We start from the raw sequence: 15,253 nt of genomic DNA, 5'->3' as shown, positions 1-15,253 counted from the left end.
GGGAAATTTGTCGCGGTAACTAGCCAGCGACTTAGATGGGCGAGAGCGTCGAAACTGCCACCGGGATTGCCACCGGACGGGCGAGATTGGCCGGCCAATACAATCCCGGCGACGCCAGCCGGCGCATTGCGCTGGGGCGTTTGCGGGTTTTTTCGTTGGGTTGCACCCTCAAATAGAACATTAAATCATTCTGCTTAGATGATGATTTTACAACAAATTTAGAAATCAGACATTGGATGATGTGCCGCAACCGCCGTGCGGCCGAGTAGCCGGGCCCCGCTATTTCAACCTACCCCAGATAGTGGCGTGCCCGGCTACTTCGCGGCGGCATCACCGGAACGAACCGGCGCTGAAGGAATCGATTCTGCGCTCCCGGTATGCCCCTAACCTCCAACCGGGAGAAAACCCCCACTGGGTTGGCGGCCTTGGTGCAGCATAGCGTCCCCCGCGCGCCGGGGCCGTTTGCGCCGAGGGTGCGCGGGCGCGATGCTTCGCCAAGAGAAAAAGCCGCCTCGAAGGGCGGCTTAAGTTTAACTTTTGATGTCCATCCACGGGGGATGAGCTTCAATTGTTACCTCCGGTTCGTGACCGTTTTGTTACAGGCGCCCCCGCCTGACTGCTTAGTCTGATGTTCTCGACAGGCATCTGCATCGCAGCAGCCCGTTCTTTCCGTTCCTTCTTGGAAAACTCGCGCTCGCGTTGCTCGAAAGCCGCAAGCTCCTTTTGCGCCGCCTCAAGAAAGCGGTCCCGCGGTGTTATCGCCAACCGAGTGTGTCCCGTCATTACGCACCCCACTGATTGCCCAGCCCGTTCTACCCAAGTGCGGGAACCTGGAAAAGGTTCGTTACGATGACATTCGGCCACCTGGAACCCTCGCGCCGTGTACGTCAACTTCATCGTTCTGTCACGAAACAAGTGCGTTCATCGACCTGTTGTTGTGCATCCGCTTATTGGAGAGCGCGCATGAAATTCGAAGTAACGCCGCGGCCCAAACATCTTATCAGCGCCATTGCCATTGGCCTCGGCGGCATCGGGTTGCTCATTTTTTTGTCGGTGATCCGCTAAGCGGAGCTGGAGCTGCTATGCATCGGTCTTCAGCGAGTTTTGGGCGGATCTCGCCCGGGCCCGGACAATCCACAGACGATCTTTAATCGCGGAGGCCGAGCGTCTCATGGCCACTGCTATCGAAAGATATGATCTCCCGCTGTCTCGTAATTCAAGCAGCCTGCGATCATCTTCCTCTGTCCAAAGCCTGTTCCTATTTCCAACCATCGCAAGTTTTACGGCGCGCAGGGGGGCGAAACGACATGGGTTAATTCAAGACGCTGGGCGCCGTTCCAAACGGGAGGCAAGCCTCGGAACGAATTTCCAGGTCGGGGTCTTGCCTTGCATGGGTCTGTATTTTTTTGACATCCAAATAGGGGGCGCGCCCCGGTCTGTTGATGAGGAAGGCGAGAGCTTTCCCAACCTCGATGCCGCTCGTGTGGAAGCCGGCCTGGCACTTTGCAACTTAGGGCGGGATTTGATGCACACTGGGCAGACGGTATCGGAGATCACGATTTGGGTCAGAGACGAGCTAGGCGAGGTAATGCATGCCAGGCTGGAATTCCAAATAAGCCGACTGAATTGACCCAATTCAGGGCGCTGGGGCGATTGGCACTTTACAGAGATCGTTTCCTTCGTCGTCCACTACGACAAGGCAACGAGGCGTTTCGCCGACTTCAAAAGCCATCGCATGCGCAATTTGATGCGCCTTGGCGATCGCATCATCGTTGTCTTTGCAGTGGAGGCCACGAGGGTCAGGAATTCGATGTCCATTCGCTAATTCAAAATGATAGTGCGGCATTGAGAACGAATGCCCCAGTATCATGTTCGTTCCCCCTGGGGGCTCGTCCTGTGCCGATGGTGCGAAGGTGGGTTATTACAGCACAAAGGCGCGCGTAAGCACGGTGACGAGCAGGGCGGTGCTGAAGATTGCGACGCCAAGACAGATGCGTGCTGCGGTTGAATACGAATCGAGCCTCTGTATTTCGATCACGGCGCATTCCCTTCCGGTGATGCCGGGTAAACGGAATGCGGCGGCCGGGGTTCCTATGCACTTTTGAAGGGTATTCGCGAACGCTGAAGTACGCATACGGATTAGACAGGCGAGGGCATCGAAAACGCGAATCGGGATCGGCGTCGGACCCAGAACAAATCACGAAGATGCCATGCTGTTTCCGTGCTGCTCGGAACCCTTGGTAGCCATCCGTAAGGGCTTGATTTTGCTAGTATCGGCTCGCAACACGTAGCAGCACGGATTTCGCTCAAAGAACAAACCGGAATTGCCAAAAGTCCCTGTCCCGCAAGGACTTTTACTGGCGATCCCAGCAGGATTCGAACCTGCAACCCACGGAGTAGAAATCCGTTACTCGGCCCAAGGCGGAGTCGGTCAAATCGCGTCCCGGATGTTCCATAACATTCGATAGCCGAATTTCAGCCGATCGACCGATGCTGCTCATGCCAGGATAGGGGCAAAGTTTTTGGGATCTGCTTCAGCTCGATGGTTGCTTCGCCCTCCAAAGCTGCCTTTGTCAGGTCGGGCGGCAGAAATGCCAGCCTCAGTTCTTGGCGGATAACCTTCGGGTGGAGATTGGCTTCTGCAGCGAGCGCTTCGATGGTTGGCTGACGTTCGCTGGAAAGTTCGGCGAGCCATACGTGGGACCGGACGATCGACTTGATGAGCTTTTCATCAATCTTGATGGTCGGCGGAGTATTCACTTCTGTTGAACCCTTCGGTTTTGGAGTCCAGGGAATATCGATCGAGCGCTGTTTTCCACCCATCGGATTGAGCGCCAACCGGATCCGATTGCTGGACACGGTTATAGTTTCGACCTGATCGAGCTGCAGCTTTTCGCCGAGCGCGGTCTCGACCAAGCCCTCGATCTCAGGCGCCGAGATTCGTGTGACGGAGCCGGCCGCGTGACTGCGCCCGCGTAGCGCGGTGCTGACATAGAAGCGATAGCGGACACCGTTCTTGCTCGAAAAGCTTGGCCCCATCCGGTTACCTTTATCGTCAAAGAGCTTGCTCTGGAGCAGCGCACCGCTCTCAGAAAACTTGACCTTGCGTTTCACGGTATTGGATTTCAGCAATTCCTGCACACGCTCGAAAGTCGGCGGGTCCAGAATTGCGTCGTGCTCTCCTTTGAACCACTTTCCCCCGTGATGGGTTTCTCCAATGTAGATTCTGTTCTTCAGGAAGTAAGCGAGTGGGCCATAAGTGAAGGGTATGCCGCCTTGATATTTCGCGACCTTAGTGCTGCGGCGTTTAGTGACAATCTTTCGGCGATCGAGTTCGGCTACCAACTTGCTGAACGATCCCAGCTCCAGATAGAGCCTGAAGATCGTCCGAACGGTCTCCGCCTCCGATTTGTCGATAACCAGCTTTTTGTCTTTAGTGGCGTATCCCAGCGGCACCGTGCCGCCGGTCCATTTCCCCTTGCGCCGGCTGGCAGCCACCTTGTCCCTGACCCGCTCAGCTGACAGCTCCCGCTCGAACTGGGCGAACGACAGCAGCACGTTCAATGTAAGCCTACCCATGGACGTGGTCGTATTGAACTGCTGGGTGACAGCCACGAACGAGACCGATTTGGCGTCAAAGGCATCGACCAGCTTTGCAAAGTCGGCGAGGGAGCGAGTGAGGCGGTCGATCTTGTAGACCACGATCACATCGACCTTGCCGGCTTCAATATCGGCAAGAAGCCTTTTCAGGGCAGGGCGGTCGAGGTTGCCCCCAGAGAATGCTGGGTCATTGTACTGCTGGGGCAGAGCCTTCCAGCCCTGAAATGCCTGGCTCTTGATGTAAGCCTCGCAGGCTTCGCGCTGAGCATCCAGCGAGTTGAATTCCTGCTCAAGGCCGTGTTCGGTGGATTTCCGGGTGTAGATGGCGCAGCGAAGGACCTTGGCGTCATTTGCCATCGGGAGTTTCCTGTCGCGCTGAGCGGAGCCCGAAGAAGCGCGGGCCGTTCCATTTCGTGCCGGTGATGGCAAAAGCGATTTCGGAAAGGCTGGTGTAGGTCTTACCGGCATGGACAAAGCCGTCAGCCATCACGGTGACTCGATACGTCTGGCGGTTCCAGGTTCTCACCAGTTCTGACCCCGGCTTGATCCGTTGGGGTAGCTCCAGCCGACCATTGGGCCTTGCGGAGGCGGTTTTCACCATGTGGGCAAGAAACCGCCGGGTGGGGAGGGGAAGGTCGCCGTAGGTGTTCACCTGAATCGTGTGAGCAATGCTGCGGCGGAGCAAGTCGGGACCGAACGCTTTGGGCGGTTCAGTTCGGAACAGCTCGCGGTAGCGTTTTCTCAGGTTGACTATCGGCATCACCGTCAGCCGACCCAGCTCAGCCTCAACAGCTGGGTCGGCTCCATTTGCACCATTGTTGGATTTCATGAGGACGTACCCGATCGGATGATCCGATATATCCTCGCGCCGTCTATCTTCTCGGAGGTGAGGTTGAGCTTCAGCTTCTTCTTGATCACCCCGGCAAAAAACCCGCGGACTGAATGCTGCTGCCAATCCGTTGCCTTCATAACCGCTGCAATGGTCGCACCGGTTTGCCGCCGTAGCAATGCCAGGACGACTTCTTGCTTCGATGCGACACCAGTTGATTTGGTTGATGTTGCTTTCGATGAACTCTTCTTCGATTTAATCGGCTGCGACGTCGAGCCCGCACGAAATTTTCGCGCGATGCTTTGGGATCCTAATTTTGATTTTTTGATAGTCATTTTGACGCTTCCTTATGTTAGCCGGCAACACACGGTGCTGCCACTGACACAAGCCCGCGAATTGCCATAGCGGGCTGGAAGCGAAGAGCGCTGCAACCGATTCCGATTTGGGCGCCTGGAGCAGGAAGCTCATTGCCGAGTGACGCTCTACGGGCAGCCAAAGTCCAGCGAGTTCTGCGCAATGTTGTTGCTTATCTGAGTCGTTAGGCGGCACGAAAACTTGAACTAATGCCTAATATCCACATGTCCGCGAACAGCGGGCCAAACAAATATTGAATCGAAAAATGCGCAAATCTCCTTTTCAAAGATTTCAAGATTCGATATTCCCTCATGTTAGGGGAGTCCTTTGCGTTCAGTGAGTCCTCCGCGAGATGGAGCCGCCTATTTGGTGGCCACCGCAGTCCTCGCAACAGGCGTTTTCATCAGTTTCCTTCATCGTGCGCGGTTGGGCGGACCTCGGCAATGCCGTCGTCTCTGCACGGCCTAAGCGCGGTTGAGTACTTTTTCGACTTCTTAGTCGATAAAGAAACGTGTTCGAAAGGAACAAGTCATGAAGGACTCGGGCGTCAATTCAGTAACCCCCGGCAATACAAGGCTCACTAAGAGCAATCTTCGACCCATCGAAATTCAAGTTCAATACCGAGCTGTGACCGAACTCATATTGGACCAGAACAACCCTAGGCAGCATTCGCCAAAACAGGTCAATCAAATTGCAGATAGCATTCGCGAGTTTGGCTTTCTCATACCCATTGTTGTGGATGCAACTGGCAATGTGGTGACAGGCCACGGCCGCGTTCTCGCAGCGAAGTACCTCGGTATGACTGAGGTGCCGCTCATTGAGGTTCGTCATCTTTCTGCGGCTCAGCTAAAGGCATTGCGCATTGCTGACAACAAGCTCGCGTTGAACGCTCACTGGGATGAGCGCTTGTTAGCCGAAAATTTCCTGGCGCTGAAGGATATCGATCTCGACTTTGATCTTTCAATTACGGGTTTCTGCCTTCCCGAGATCGACTTGGTTATTCAGGACTTCAATTCAATCGCTATGTCCGAGGCGGATGGACTACAAGATGCGACCACAGGGGTCGCCATCTGCCGTGTTGGGGACCTCTGGCGCATCGGTAAACATCTGGTTTTCTGCGGCGACGCCACATCTGAAGTTTCGTTTGAACGTGTTATGCGCGGTGAACGAGCTAATGTTATATTCGTGGATCCCCCGTACAACATCAAGATCGATGGACCTGTTTCAGGTAAAGGTAAAACTCGGCATCGCGAGTTTGCTCAGGCTTCTGGTGAACTCAGCAGCTCGGAATTTACTGATTTCCTGCAGCGTGCGTGCACTCTGCTGGAGCGGCATAGCGTGGACGGCGCCATTCACTATATTTGTATGGGTTGGTATGGCGCGGCAGAATTACTTGCAGCCGGAAAACGAATCTACTCAGACCTAAAGAATATTTGCGTTTGGGCTAAAAACACCGCTGGTCTCGGATCGCTTTACCGCTCACAGCACGAATTCATTTTCGTTTTCAAGGCTGGTACCGCGCCTCACGTCAACAATGTTGCGCTCGGTAAACATGGCCGGCACCGTTCTAGTCTGGAACTACGATAGCGCCAACACCCAAGCGCGCCGAGGCGATGATCTTTTGGCGCTGCATCCAACTGCCAAGCCAGTTCATCTAGTGATGGATGCAATCCTCGACTGTTCCAACCGCGGCGATATCGTACTGGATTCATTCCTCGGGAGCGGGACTGCCCTCTTAGCAGCGGAGCGTACCGGTCGTGTCTGCCGTGGCATCGAACTCGATCCACTTTACGTCGATACTGCAATACGGCGGTGGCAAAATCTGACTGGACTGTCGGCCCACCGCGTCTTGGACAACAAGGCGTTTCAACAACTGGAGCTCGAGGCGATTGAGGATTAAGACCTAACCAATTCAACTAACGACATTAGGACCCTCTAGTTCAATAAGCCATCCCGTGAGGGACTTGGGATTGAAAGGACCGCCATGACTAAGAAAGAAGGAAAAGACTACGAGATCGGATACGGCCGCCCACCTCGGCGTAGCCAATTTTCGAAGGGCAAATCTGGAAACCCGAAGGGGCGTCCCAAGGGCACGCGATCGTTGCTCGACCGCTTTGCGAAAGCTCTAGATGAGCGAGTGACAATCAACGAAAATGGATCTCGACGAACCATTCCAAAGTCCGAGGCGGTAATGAAACAACTTGTAAACAAGGCAGCGAGTGGCGACTTCAGATCGATTAAACTAATTTTCGAAATGGGTGGACCACTTAGCGAGCGCGGACGCCAAGCGGACTTGGAAGCGAAGTATCAACAGGATTCGGACGCCGGGGAGGAGCTGAATAGGAAATTGGATCTAATGCGTGAAAGATTGCTGGCGGGGCTGCCACTGTTTCCCGAGGACGATATGGAGGGTCCGGAGAAGTGACGCGGATTCGCGTAATGAGCGGTTATGGAATGCGAGGCGCAGAGCCGACAGTAAGCTATGCGTGATCGAGCGGGGTCGGAGTGCGGCCACTGGCCGACTTATTCCGTAACACCTAATACGCGAACCCGCGCCCTCTCAAAAATGCTTGGCCGCCAAGAGGGTGAGCAGAACGGCGCCCGAGGTCGCACCGACCGTGATCATGTTGATCAGGTTTCGCGTGGCCATCAATATCATTGGTGAGACACGGGCCGACGTTTGAATGACTTGTTCCCGTTACGCTTTGACTTCGGTGGCGTCTTCTTCGCTCGCATTGCATTCCCCGAAAAATGGCGGGTCAGGCGCGTTTAGCGGCCTGACCCTGACGCTTTCCCTATCGAAGTTTGCCCTCGATCTGCGAGCCAACATGACATGGGCTCGGCCGTGAAGCTCAACGGGACTGGTAAACCAAAGCTGACCAGCGCTGTTGGTTTATGAATTCGCCACGCTGGGCACCCGTGTTGAATCGGGGCTTGCCGCAGTCAACGCATCCGGGTTCGAACGGCTAGACCTTGCCCTTCTTTACGACCTGATATCCGTTTGCCGCCAGGTCCTGAAGGATTGCCTTGGCAATATGGACGCTTTGGTCTGGCGCTATCCATTCATAGTCCAGGTTCGGACCGCCGTCGCCTTCGGGATACTTGATGAAAGCCGTGTGGATCGCATTGGTGATGAGTATTTCAACCGCCTGGGTCCGACATCTGGTGCCTCCAATATTCGGCAATACTAACCCTAATTGCGGTCAATATCGCCCGGATTTCGTAAGGGCGGACAAACGCAATTTCGTCATCTTGCCTGCCATCGACGGCGTCGCCTCCACACGGAGAGGGAGCCTAACGATGGCAGCCAATGCCCTTGTAGTCCGAAACGTCCAACTGCCACGGTCGCAAAGCGGCCTTCGTGCTGCACAATACGTTCGCATGTCGACCGACAGGCAGCGATACTCGATCCAGAATCAGGCGGCTGTCATTGGGGCATACGCGCATGCTCACAATCTGGCGATTGTTCGGACGTATCCCGACGAAGGTGAGAGCGGACTTCAGCTCAAGAACAGACCTGGTCTAAAGCAGCTGCTCGACGATGTTAGCAGCGGCCGCGCCGACTTCGCGCACATCCTTGTCTACGATGTAAGCCGATGGGGACGATTTCAGGACGTCGATGAGAGCGCTCACTACGAGTATGTCTGCAAGAAAGCGGGCATCAAAGTCGCGTACTGCGCCGAGCAGTTCGACAATGATGGCAGCATGCTCTCAAGCATCGTCAAGAACCTTAAGAGGGTGATGGCGGCAGAGTATAGCCGCGAGCTATCCGTAAAAGTTCACGCTGGTGCGTCCCGGTTTGTGCGAATGGGGTTCAGGTCTGGCGGGTCGACCGGCTATGCTCTCCGAGAGAATTGGTAGATGAGAAGCTGCAGTCAAAGGGGATACTGAACGACGGCGATCGCAAGTATCTTATCACCGACCATGTCAGGCTCAGACCCGGCACAGCCGACGAGGTCGCGGTGGTGAAGTGGATTTTCCAACAGTTCCTTGAGTTGAAGTCCGAAACGGCAATTGCGCGAGAGCTCAATCTGAAAGCCATACCCACTAATTCGAAAGTGCCATGGAATCGCGCTCTAATCGGGAGGATTCTTAGGAACGAAAACTACATCGGAAATCTCATCTATAATCGCCAATCGTGTAAGCTGCGAGAAAAGAAAGTAAACAACCCGCGCGACCTTTGGATCAGGAGCGAGGGCTGTCTTGAACCAATCGGTTAGCCAGACATGTTCTTCAAGGCGCAGAACGCAATCTTGGACCGTCGCGTTGACATTTCGGAGCCAGAGATGCTGACGCGCCTGCGTCGAACGCTGCTGAAACGAGGGCGGCTTAGTCCCGCGATCATCAACGGAACCGTGGGCCTTCCCTGCGCTAAAACCTACATGGATCATTTCGGCAGCCTGCGCGAGGCCTACGGCCTGATCGGCTATACTTCCAAGCGCGACTGCAACCACATTGATTCCCGCCAGCGTTGGCTGGACCTATTTGCCGGCCTTGCCGCTCAGCTAGCTGATGCGTTCCGAAAGGCATCCGTTAGCTTCATTTCCGATGGCGGCCCGAATTGCCTGCTCGCGAACAAGGAGGGCGTGTCCTTTTTCTTGGCTCGGTGGCGTGGGGGAGAGCGGGAAACATTTTCACCTCATTGGTCTCTCAAGCGCCGAGTTGGCACGCCAGAGGGGTGGATCATCGCCGTCAGATTGGGAGAGCGCAATGAAGCTGTGCTCGACTATCTTTTACTTCGAACCGCGGACGTGACGGGATCGTTGATGAGATTTACGGAAAGGGCCCGCCTGCGTCATGGGCCGGAGAGTTTCGAAACCTTCGATGCGCTAGTGAAAACACTCATCCGGCGTGTAACCAAGCCAGGCCGTGCTTCGCCAGCCAGGCCAGCGCAACGGAAAAAGCCACTGAAATCAACCCGGGCCAAAGGAAAGACCGACCGCGCGCGGCATTGAGGGAGCGCAAATACAGATAAGCCCCGATGAACGTCCCGTAGTTCCTTTTGAAGCTGCCGTTTAGTTTGGATATTTCGACTAATTCAGAAGACCTATCGAGATTCTCGGACATCGCTGGCTCCGTATGCGACTGCTGGACCAGCGCTTCATAAACCAGTGATTTGCCCGACGGGGCAAGCAGAATGTTCGGATTTCCGGAATTTATTTAACTCAAGCCGTCCATACTGCTGCTGAAGCCTCTGCGGCGCCCGGCGCAAGCTCTAAATTCGCCCCGCGGGCGTCACAACGCGCAAGCAGATACGATCACTAGCGGATTTTCGTGCAGCGCTGAAGAGTCGATTCGGCTTCGCCTAGGAACCTTGCCGACCAGCGTTGCGCGCTGGACCACGTAAAGTGCGAGTGATCCCATGTGTACAGGTCATCGATTTGGGGCAACATAACTTTCGCATCTAGAGCGCTCGCCAAGTCGGTTACGAAGGCCTCGGCATCTATAATCGAATTGGGGATAGCGGTTAAGATCACGCAACCTGGCAGAACCCGTGTGACTTCGATCAATCGGCGAGCTTTAACTAAGTCTTCTGGCTTCGGCAATTCTTCGACCTGGCGGCGCGCGAGATCGACCGCGAGATGTCCATACTCATCGGACGTGTACAGGTCGCGCCAAATCCAGGCTCCATTGGTATTGTCTCGATAGATAGCAAGATGCTTCAAGTTGCATAAAGAACGAAAGCGGCAAATCTGCCATCGTATCAAGCTGAAGAGCTTCTTCTCCAACGAGTTAGTCAAAGCTAGAATTTGCCCTATCGCCGTCGGAATATCTGTTGTCTTGGTAAGCAGTTCACCAGCAAAACGGGTTGTGTTGCCGCGGAAGAACGGATCTGCGTTTATAACTATAGCGTCCGGCTTAAGCTGATACTTCTCGATCAACGCGAGTGCAAAATCGAATCGCTCGTCATATCCAAACCCCATCACGTAGTAGGGGACATGACGTGCTCGGAAATAGCTATTCACTTCGTCAGTTGAAAAGGCAACTTGGGTGAGACTGCTGCCGAGGAACAGCACTTTAGCTCGCTTTAGATTCGCAATGGCTTCGCTCTCAAGTCCGAAATAGAAGCCGCCATGCTCGTAGTCACCGTACTGCGTGGAACCACAATAGGCCATAAAAGTGCCGGGCGCCCTGTGTTGAGCGCATCCTAAGGCGTCGAACGACCATGCCATAAATCTTGTTGTTACACCTGCAGCGATAGCAACAAGAAGAACGAATGCTATGTAGATGAACTCCGGACTTCGCTTCATAGTCAAAATCTAAAGTACAAAAAGACAGTAGGCTTTGTTAGAACGCCGGCGACGGCGGCGCCCAATATACATCCGGTCGTGAGCGCCCAGAGCGCCGGGCCGCCATGCAACTAAGAAGCGGGACGCTGATCATCGCGAGGATGCCGGAGCTGGGCCAGATCAGCAACAAGGCTGCCCTGCCTTGCTCGGCGCGGCGCCTTACGATGACGATAGCGGCGGCCGGTGCGGCGAGCGCCACATCAAGGGCGGCCGCCGCAAGGGTCCGCAATCTCTTCTACATGGCTTGTCTCGGGGCCGCGACCCAGCACAACCCCGTGAAAGACTTCTATCGCCGCCTGATCGCCAAAGGCAAGGAGCCGAAGGTCGCGCTCGTGGCCTGTATGCGTAAGCTCATCGTCATCCTCAACACCATGATCGCGAGACGTCAAAAATGGGATGCGAATCTTCATGTGCCAGGCTGACGAGCCGACCGCGCTCAACCTATGGCAGAGCGCCTGCAAAGCCAACAGACCGGTGAGCGGATGGGGTCAAGGCCGCAAGCCGCCGAAGGCGGTGGCGCGCAGCGCCAGCCTTGAGGCCAGCCGATCACAGGTCTACGTCAAAAACACAGTTGCTCCCCGTCCTCCCTAGAGAGACCGCAAAGCAGCTGGCTCGAAGGACAACGGCCATATTGCGAGCCGTTCAACCTTCGAGGCTCCCTACGCTCGACCTGCAACGGAAACGGCGAAGCCGGACGTCGTTCGTACCGTCGCGTGCTGAAACTCAGAGCTAGCGCGGACTGGCGCCAGTCTCCGAACCTCGGCCGCCACTCGTACCAGCGCCCGAACCCGTCGTTGTCTGGCCGGGTTGGCCGGGCGGATGCGCGGAAGCACCCGGCTTTTCCTGCTGCCCCACAAATCCGGATTCTCCGGAGTCGCGGGTCTTGATGCCTTTGTCCGCTTCCTCCTGCAGCTGTTTGTCAGATTGCATCTGCGGCTGGCCAGGCGCCGGCGACTGCTGAGCCAGTGCCGGTACGGCGATGGCGGTTCCAAAAGCGACGGTGATGGCGAGAATTGAGGTTCGCATGAGCTATCCTCCTATGGTTTTCCCCTCCGCACAACGCGCGAGATTGAGTTGGTTTCCTGGGAGAATTGTGAACATCTCGCTGAAGCGCGTCAAAGTCCTGCACCTGCGGCGGCAACGTCCCAGCTCGTCTTTGGTGCCTCCCATGACTGCAGCTTTCAGGCGGCGAGGGCTTGCCGATCTCGCGCAGTGCCTGAAACGCGGCATGCAATTTGCTGCCATTGCGTCAGATAGTATCCAGTGGCCTTCGGAGAAAAGATAAAGCCGCATGTGACAAAATTTGTCCGCTGCCTCTTTTGGCCGAGTTCAGTTTGACATACCTTCACACACTACGTTCGCCCGAAAGCATCAGTGCAGAACGCGAGACGAAAATGTCATCGCCTTCAGATCAGACGCGGCGCACCATTATCCTGACCGCCCTCGCCACCGCGGTGCACGCGGCTGCGCCAGCACCGGTCGCTGCCGAGGAGGAGCGGCCTGGCAGCGACCTGCGACCGCAAAAAGCCGACGTCCTGGTCTTCGCCGAAGGGGATAATGCGGGCGAAGTGATCAAGCCGCAGGATCTAAAGCCCGGCGGACCGTTCGTGCGCGCCTGGCCAAAGGATCCCAAAACCTCGGTGATCCGCAAGGGCTCGCGGCTTAATGAGGTGGTGGTCATAAAGCTTGATCCGGCCGAACTTGATGACGACACGCGCGCGCGGGCGGCTGACGGGATCGTTGCGTATTCGGTGATTTGTTCCCACGCCGGGTGCCCCATCACGGCTTGGGGGAAGGCAGCGCAGGGCGACAAGGACGTCCTTAAATGCGTTTGTCATAATTCCGAGTTCGACCCCCGGAAAAGCGCGCAAGTCGTGTTCGGACCGGCGCCGCGGCGCCTTGCGGCACTTCCCTTGGCGGCGGCCGACGGTTCGCTCACCGTCGCTGGAACATTCATTGGAAAGGCAGGAGTACAGCAAGGAGGATGAACGTGACGGCCGCCCGCATCGGATGCCGCACATCTATAAAAAAGGAAGAAATCAAACAGGGAGGTAGCGTCTATGAGCATGAAGCAATGGCTATTGTCGAGCTTTGTCGCGTCCACGTGCCTGTTTTCAATCGCTGCCGGTGCCGGCCCGATTGAGAAATACACCCCAGTGACAGCCGACCGCCTGAAGAACCCGGAACCCGGCAATTGGATGCTCTATCGCCGAACCTACGACGGCCAGGGATACAGCCCGCTCGATCAGATCAACACCTCGAACGTGAAAGACCTGGTACCGGCGTGGACCTTTTCGACCGGCGTGCTTGAAGGTCACGAGGCTCCGCCGATCGTAAACAATGGCGTGATGTTCGTCGCGACCCCACAGGGCCAGGTGATCGCCCTCAACGCAAAGACCGGCGATGAGTACTGGCGTTACAAACGTCAGCTCCCCGACGATCTCTTCCAATTGCACCCGACCAACCGCGGGGTGGGATTGTGGCAAGACAGGCTGTACCTGGCTACAACGGATGACCATGTGGTCGCGCTCGATGCCAAAACGGGCAAAGTCCTCTGGGATACCAAAGTCCAGGACTACAAAAAGGGTCAGTACCTGACCCTGATGCCGCTGATTGTCGACGGAAAGGTTATTGTCGGTGCCGCCGGCGGTGAATTCGGCGTACGGGGCTACGTCGTCGCCTATGATGCCAATGACGGCAAAGAATTGTGGCGGACCTTCACCATTCCCGGCCCAGGTGAGCCCGGCCATGATACCTGGAGCGGCGACGACTGGAAAACCGGCGGCGGCTCTGCGTGGATGACAGGCAACTACGATCCCGACACCAGGACCATCTACTGGGGCGTGGGCAACGCCGCACCTTGGCCGGGAGACACTCACCCCGGCGACAATCTCTACACAACCTCGGTGCTAGCACTCGACCCCGATAGCGGTAAAATCAAAACCTATTTCCAGTACCATCAGAACGATTCCTGGGATTGGGACGAAGTGGAGGCGCCAATACTGGTCGACCTGCAGAGGGATGGTCGCATCTTTAAGAGCCTAATCCATCCGGGACGCAACGCGATCTTCTGGATACTCGAGCGCAAGCCGGACAGCATCAAGTATGTGGCCGGTTGGCCCTATGTCTATACCGACGTCTGGAAGGGCATTGAGCCCGAGACGGGCAGGCCGATTGTCGATCCGGCCCACAAGCCGGTTATTGGCAAGCGGGTTGAGTTCTGTCCGTCGTTATGGGGCGGCAAGGATTGGCCGTCGGCGGCCTATAGTCCGAAGACCCGCTTTGTCTATGTGCCCGCCAACGAGAATTTCTGCGGCGGCTTTACCGGCGAGAAGGTACCGTTGGTTCCCGGTCAGCTTTGGCTCGGGACCAAGCCCGAAGATATCGGTCTGAAGGTTCGCGCCGGCGCTACTCATTTTGGCGAGCTGCAGGCGTGGGATCCGGCCACGGGAAAGAAGGTCTGGTCGCATATTTTCCCCAGATCGCATCTGTTTGGTTCGGTGACGGCCACCGCTGGCGACCTCGTCTTTGTCGGAGGTACCAACGATCGGATGTTCCACGCCTTTCATTCAAAGACAGGCGAACTGCTATGGCAGCAGAAGACCAATTCCGGCATCGTGGGTATGCCGGTGGCCTACGAAGTCGACGGCACTCAGTATATCGCCATCCAATCTGGGTGGGGTGTAGACGCCCAGCGCATCCAGGATGCCCTGACGACCAACAACATCGGTATCGAGAACAACGTCCCGCAAGGCGGCGTCGTCTGGGTATTTGCCCTCAAGAAGTAACAGCCAAAGGTAATTGCGCGAAGACGGCAACGAAGTGGCAAGAAAAAGCGGCGGACGAAAGTCCGCCGCTTTCAATTTGGCTTATTTGCTTATTTGCCCTTGGTATCGACCTTCTGCTTTTCGTCCTCGTTCATTTTCTTTACCACGGGATCGCGACTGGCTTCGCCGGTGGTCTGGGTTGTCGTGGCCGGCGGGCTTTCATTTGGCATCGAGGTTTGCCGCGGCGGTGTCGTTGCCGGCCGCGTTGCCGTTGCGCTCGGCGGCGATGTCGTTTGAGCGGTCGCCGCCTGTGCATTCAATAGAAGCACGCTCGACAGTAGCGACACCGCGAGCGCCGTTGGATTGGGTTTCATCGATCTGACTCCTCTCGGCCACGGAAAACGGCCCGTGCG

At 56.1% G+C, this 15,253-nt stretch carries 18 protein-coding genes; 11 read left to right on the top strand and 7 right to left on the bottom strand.

The genetic code is table 11. The features are described 5' to 3' along the window. Positions 1 to 1,171: 1,171 nt before the first annotated feature. Positions 1,172 to 1,630, top strand: coding sequence for a DUF6894 family protein (locus JQ558_RS38465; RefSeq protein WP_409410622.1), 459 nt, complete (start codon positions 1,172 to 1,174; stop codon positions 1,628 to 1,630). A 6-nt stretch (positions 1,631 to 1,636) separates the two neighbouring features. On the opposite strand, the gene JQ558_RS35215 is transcribed toward JQ558_RS38465, so the two are convergent. The 4 genes from JQ558_RS35215 to JQ558_RS35200 all read right to left on the bottom strand — a co-directional run bounded on the left by JQ558_RS35215 (position 1,637) and on the right by JQ558_RS35200 (position 4,764). Next, entirely contained in the window at positions 1,637 to 1,870 is a 234-nt protein-coding gene (locus JQ558_RS35215; RefSeq protein ID WP_212296567.1) for a DUF6894 family protein, read from the bottom strand. Between the two features lie 605 nt (positions 1,871 to 2,475). Then, positions 2,476 to 3,957, bottom strand: a complete 1,482-nt coding sequence (locus JQ558_RS35210) for a recombinase family protein (RefSeq protein WP_212037192.1) — start codon at positions 3,955 to 3,957, stop codon at positions 2,476 to 2,478. Further along, the gene (locus JQ558_RS35205) at positions 3,947 to 4,429 is read right to left on the bottom strand and encodes a DUF2924 domain-containing protein (RefSeq protein WP_212276711.1); all 483 of its coding nucleotides are present in this window, start codon (positions 4,427 to 4,429) and stop codon (positions 3,947 to 3,949) included. Before JQ558_RS35205 ends, JQ558_RS35210 begins: the two co-directional genes overlap by 11 nt. Continuing rightward, on the bottom strand, positions 4,426 to 4,764 hold the full coding sequence (locus tag JQ558_RS35200) for a DUF3489 domain-containing protein (protein WP_212276712.1): 339 nt from the start codon (positions 4,762 to 4,764) through the stop codon (positions 4,426 to 4,428). The genes JQ558_RS35205 and JQ558_RS35200 overlap by 4 nt, the downstream gene beginning before the upstream one ends. 550 nt (positions 4,765 to 5,314) lie before the next feature. Between JQ558_RS35200 and JQ558_RS35195 the strand changes: the two genes are divergently transcribed. From JQ558_RS35195 to JQ558_RS37710, 7 genes are all read left to right on the top strand, one after another. Continuing rightward, positions 5,315 to 6,370: a ParB N-terminal domain-containing protein gene (locus tag JQ558_RS35195; protein WP_212296566.1), complete on the top strand. Its 1,056-nt coding sequence runs from the start codon at positions 5,315 to 5,317 to the stop codon at positions 6,368 to 6,370. Further along, positions 6,336 to 6,683, top strand: a complete 348-nt coding sequence (locus JQ558_RS38030) for a DNA methyltransferase (protein ID WP_212296565.1) — start codon at positions 6,336 to 6,338, stop codon at positions 6,681 to 6,683. The genes JQ558_RS35195 and JQ558_RS38030 overlap by 35 nt, the downstream gene beginning before the upstream one ends. 84 nt (positions 6,684 to 6,767) lie before the next feature. Further along, the gene (locus tag JQ558_RS35185; RefSeq protein ID WP_212039111.1) at positions 6,768 to 7,208 is read left to right on the top strand and encodes a DUF5681 domain-containing protein; all 441 of its coding nucleotides are present in this window, start codon (positions 6,768 to 6,770) and stop codon (positions 7,206 to 7,208) included. Positions 7,209 to 7,671: 463 nt separating this feature from the next. Next, positions 7,672 to 7,974 carry a hypothetical protein gene (locus JQ558_RS35180; protein WP_212276714.1) on the top strand — a complete coding sequence of 101 codons (303 nt, stop codon included), beginning with the start codon at positions 7,672 to 7,674 and terminating at the stop codon, positions 7,972 to 7,974. A 109-nt stretch (positions 7,975 to 8,083) separates the two neighbouring features. Continuing rightward, complete coding sequence (locus JQ558_RS37720; protein ID WP_249128697.1) at positions 8,084 to 8,644, top strand: recombinase family protein; 561 nt, start codon at positions 8,084 to 8,086, stop codon at positions 8,642 to 8,644. A gap of 101 nt (positions 8,645 to 8,745) precedes the next feature. After that, positions 8,746 to 9,003, top strand: a complete 258-nt coding sequence (locus tag JQ558_RS37715) for a recombinase family protein (protein ID WP_312015068.1) — start codon at positions 8,746 to 8,748, stop codon at positions 9,001 to 9,003. 6 nt (positions 9,004 to 9,009) lie between these two features. Next, a complete protein-coding gene (locus tag JQ558_RS37710; protein ID WP_249128699.1) occupies positions 9,010 to 9,738 on the top strand; it encodes a hypothetical protein in 729 nt (242 codons plus the stop codon). A 306-nt stretch (positions 9,739 to 10,044) separates the two neighbouring features. On the opposite strand, the gene JQ558_RS35170 is transcribed toward JQ558_RS37710, so the two are convergent. After that, complete coding sequence (locus JQ558_RS35170; protein ID WP_212276715.1) at positions 10,045 to 11,034, bottom strand: hypothetical protein; 990 nt, start codon at positions 11,032 to 11,034, stop codon at positions 10,045 to 10,047. 104 nt (positions 11,035 to 11,138) lie between these two features. Here JQ558_RS35170 and JQ558_RS35165 point away from each other — a divergent pair, with 104 nt between their 5' ends. Continuing rightward, entirely contained in the window at positions 11,139 to 11,495 is a 357-nt protein-coding gene (locus JQ558_RS35165; RefSeq protein WP_249128701.1) for a hypothetical protein, read from the top strand. Between the two features lie 307 nt (positions 11,496 to 11,802). On the opposite strand, the gene JQ558_RS35160 is transcribed toward JQ558_RS35165, so the two are convergent. Beyond that, complete coding sequence (locus tag JQ558_RS35160; protein WP_212296564.1) at positions 11,803 to 12,099, bottom strand: hypothetical protein; 297 nt, start codon at positions 12,097 to 12,099, stop codon at positions 11,803 to 11,805. 368 nt (positions 12,100 to 12,467) lie between these two features. Between JQ558_RS35160 and JQ558_RS35155 the strand changes: the two genes are divergently transcribed. Both JQ558_RS35155 and JQ558_RS35150 read left to right on the top strand, forming a co-directional pair. Further along, positions 12,468 to 13,061, top strand: coding sequence for a Rieske 2Fe-2S domain-containing protein (locus tag JQ558_RS35155; protein WP_212276717.1), 594 nt, complete (start codon positions 12,468 to 12,470; stop codon positions 13,059 to 13,061). Between the two features lie 72 nt (positions 13,062 to 13,133). Further along, positions 13,134 to 14,861, top strand: coding sequence for a methanol/ethanol family PQQ-dependent dehydrogenase (locus JQ558_RS35150; protein WP_212276718.1), 1,728 nt, complete (start codon positions 13,134 to 13,136; stop codon positions 14,859 to 14,861). A gap of 89 nt (positions 14,862 to 14,950) precedes the next feature. On the opposite strand, the gene JQ558_RS35145 is transcribed toward JQ558_RS35150, so the two are convergent. Then, entirely contained in the window at positions 14,951 to 15,214 is a 264-nt protein-coding gene (locus tag JQ558_RS35145; RefSeq protein WP_212296563.1) for a hypothetical protein, read from the bottom strand. Positions 15,215 to 15,253 lie beyond the last annotated feature (39 nt).

The sequence above is a fragment of the Bradyrhizobium sp. AUGA SZCCT0160 genome (assembly GCF_018130105.1).
GTDB lineage: Bacteria > Pseudomonadota > Alphaproteobacteria > Rhizobiales > Xanthobacteraceae > Bradyrhizobium.
This window is presented reverse-complemented; position numbering and strand designations above follow the sequence as displayed.

Bases quoted from the DNA above. Each gene is read 5' to 3' on its own strand.
- JQ558_RS37720 (WP_249128697.1), top strand. From the start codon at position 8,084: ATGGCAGCCAATGCCCTTGTAGTCCGAAACGTCCAACTGCCACGGTCG.
- JQ558_RS35160 (WP_212296564.1), bottom strand. From the start codon at position 12,099: ATGCGAACCTCAATTCTCGCCATCACCGTCGCTTTTGGAACCGCCATC.
- JQ558_RS35205 (WP_212276711.1), bottom strand. From the start codon at position 4,429: ATGAAATCCAACAATGGTGCAAATGGAGCCGACCCAGCTGTTGAGGCT.
- JQ558_RS35215 (WP_212296567.1), bottom strand. From the start codon at position 1,870: ATGATACTGGGGCATTCGTTCTCAATGCCGCACTATCATTTTGAATTA.
- JQ558_RS37710 (WP_249128699.1), top strand. From the start codon at position 9,010: ATGTTCTTCAAGGCGCAGAACGCAATCTTGGACCGTCGCGTTGACATT.
- JQ558_RS35165 (WP_249128701.1), top strand. From the start codon at position 11,139: ATGCAACTAAGAAGCGGGACGCTGATCATCGCGAGGATGCCGGAGCTG.
- JQ558_RS38465 (WP_409410622.1), top strand. From the start codon at position 1,172: ATGGCCACTGCTATCGAAAGATATGATCTCCCGCTGTCTCGTAATTCA.
- JQ558_RS35155 (WP_212276717.1), top strand. From the start codon at position 12,468: ATGTCATCGCCTTCAGATCAGACGCGGCGCACCATTATCCTGACCGCC.
- JQ558_RS35200 (WP_212276712.1), bottom strand. From the start codon at position 4,764: ATGACTATCAAAAAATCAAAATTAGGATCCCAAAGCATCGCGCGAAAA.
- JQ558_RS38030 (WP_212296565.1), top strand. From the start codon at position 6,336: ATGGCCGGCACCGTTCTAGTCTGGAACTACGATAGCGCCAACACCCAA.
- JQ558_RS35170 (WP_212276715.1), bottom strand. From the start codon at position 11,034: ATGAAGCGAAGTCCGGAGTTCATCTACATAGCATTCGTTCTTCTTGTT.
- JQ558_RS35150 (WP_212276718.1), top strand. From the start codon at position 13,134: ATGAGCATGAAGCAATGGCTATTGTCGAGCTTTGTCGCGTCCACGTGC.
- JQ558_RS35210 (WP_212037192.1), bottom strand. From the start codon at position 3,957: ATGGCAAATGACGCCAAGGTCCTTCGCTGCGCCATCTACACCCGGAAA.
- JQ558_RS35195 (WP_212296566.1), top strand. From the start codon at position 5,315: ATGAAGGACTCGGGCGTCAATTCAGTAACCCCCGGCAATACAAGGCTC.
- JQ558_RS35145 (WP_212296563.1), bottom strand. From the start codon at position 15,214: ATGAAACCCAATCCAACGGCGCTCGCGGTGTCGCTACTGTCGAGCGTG.
- JQ558_RS35185 (WP_212039111.1), top strand. From the start codon at position 6,768: ATGACTAAGAAAGAAGGAAAAGACTACGAGATCGGATACGGCCGCCCA.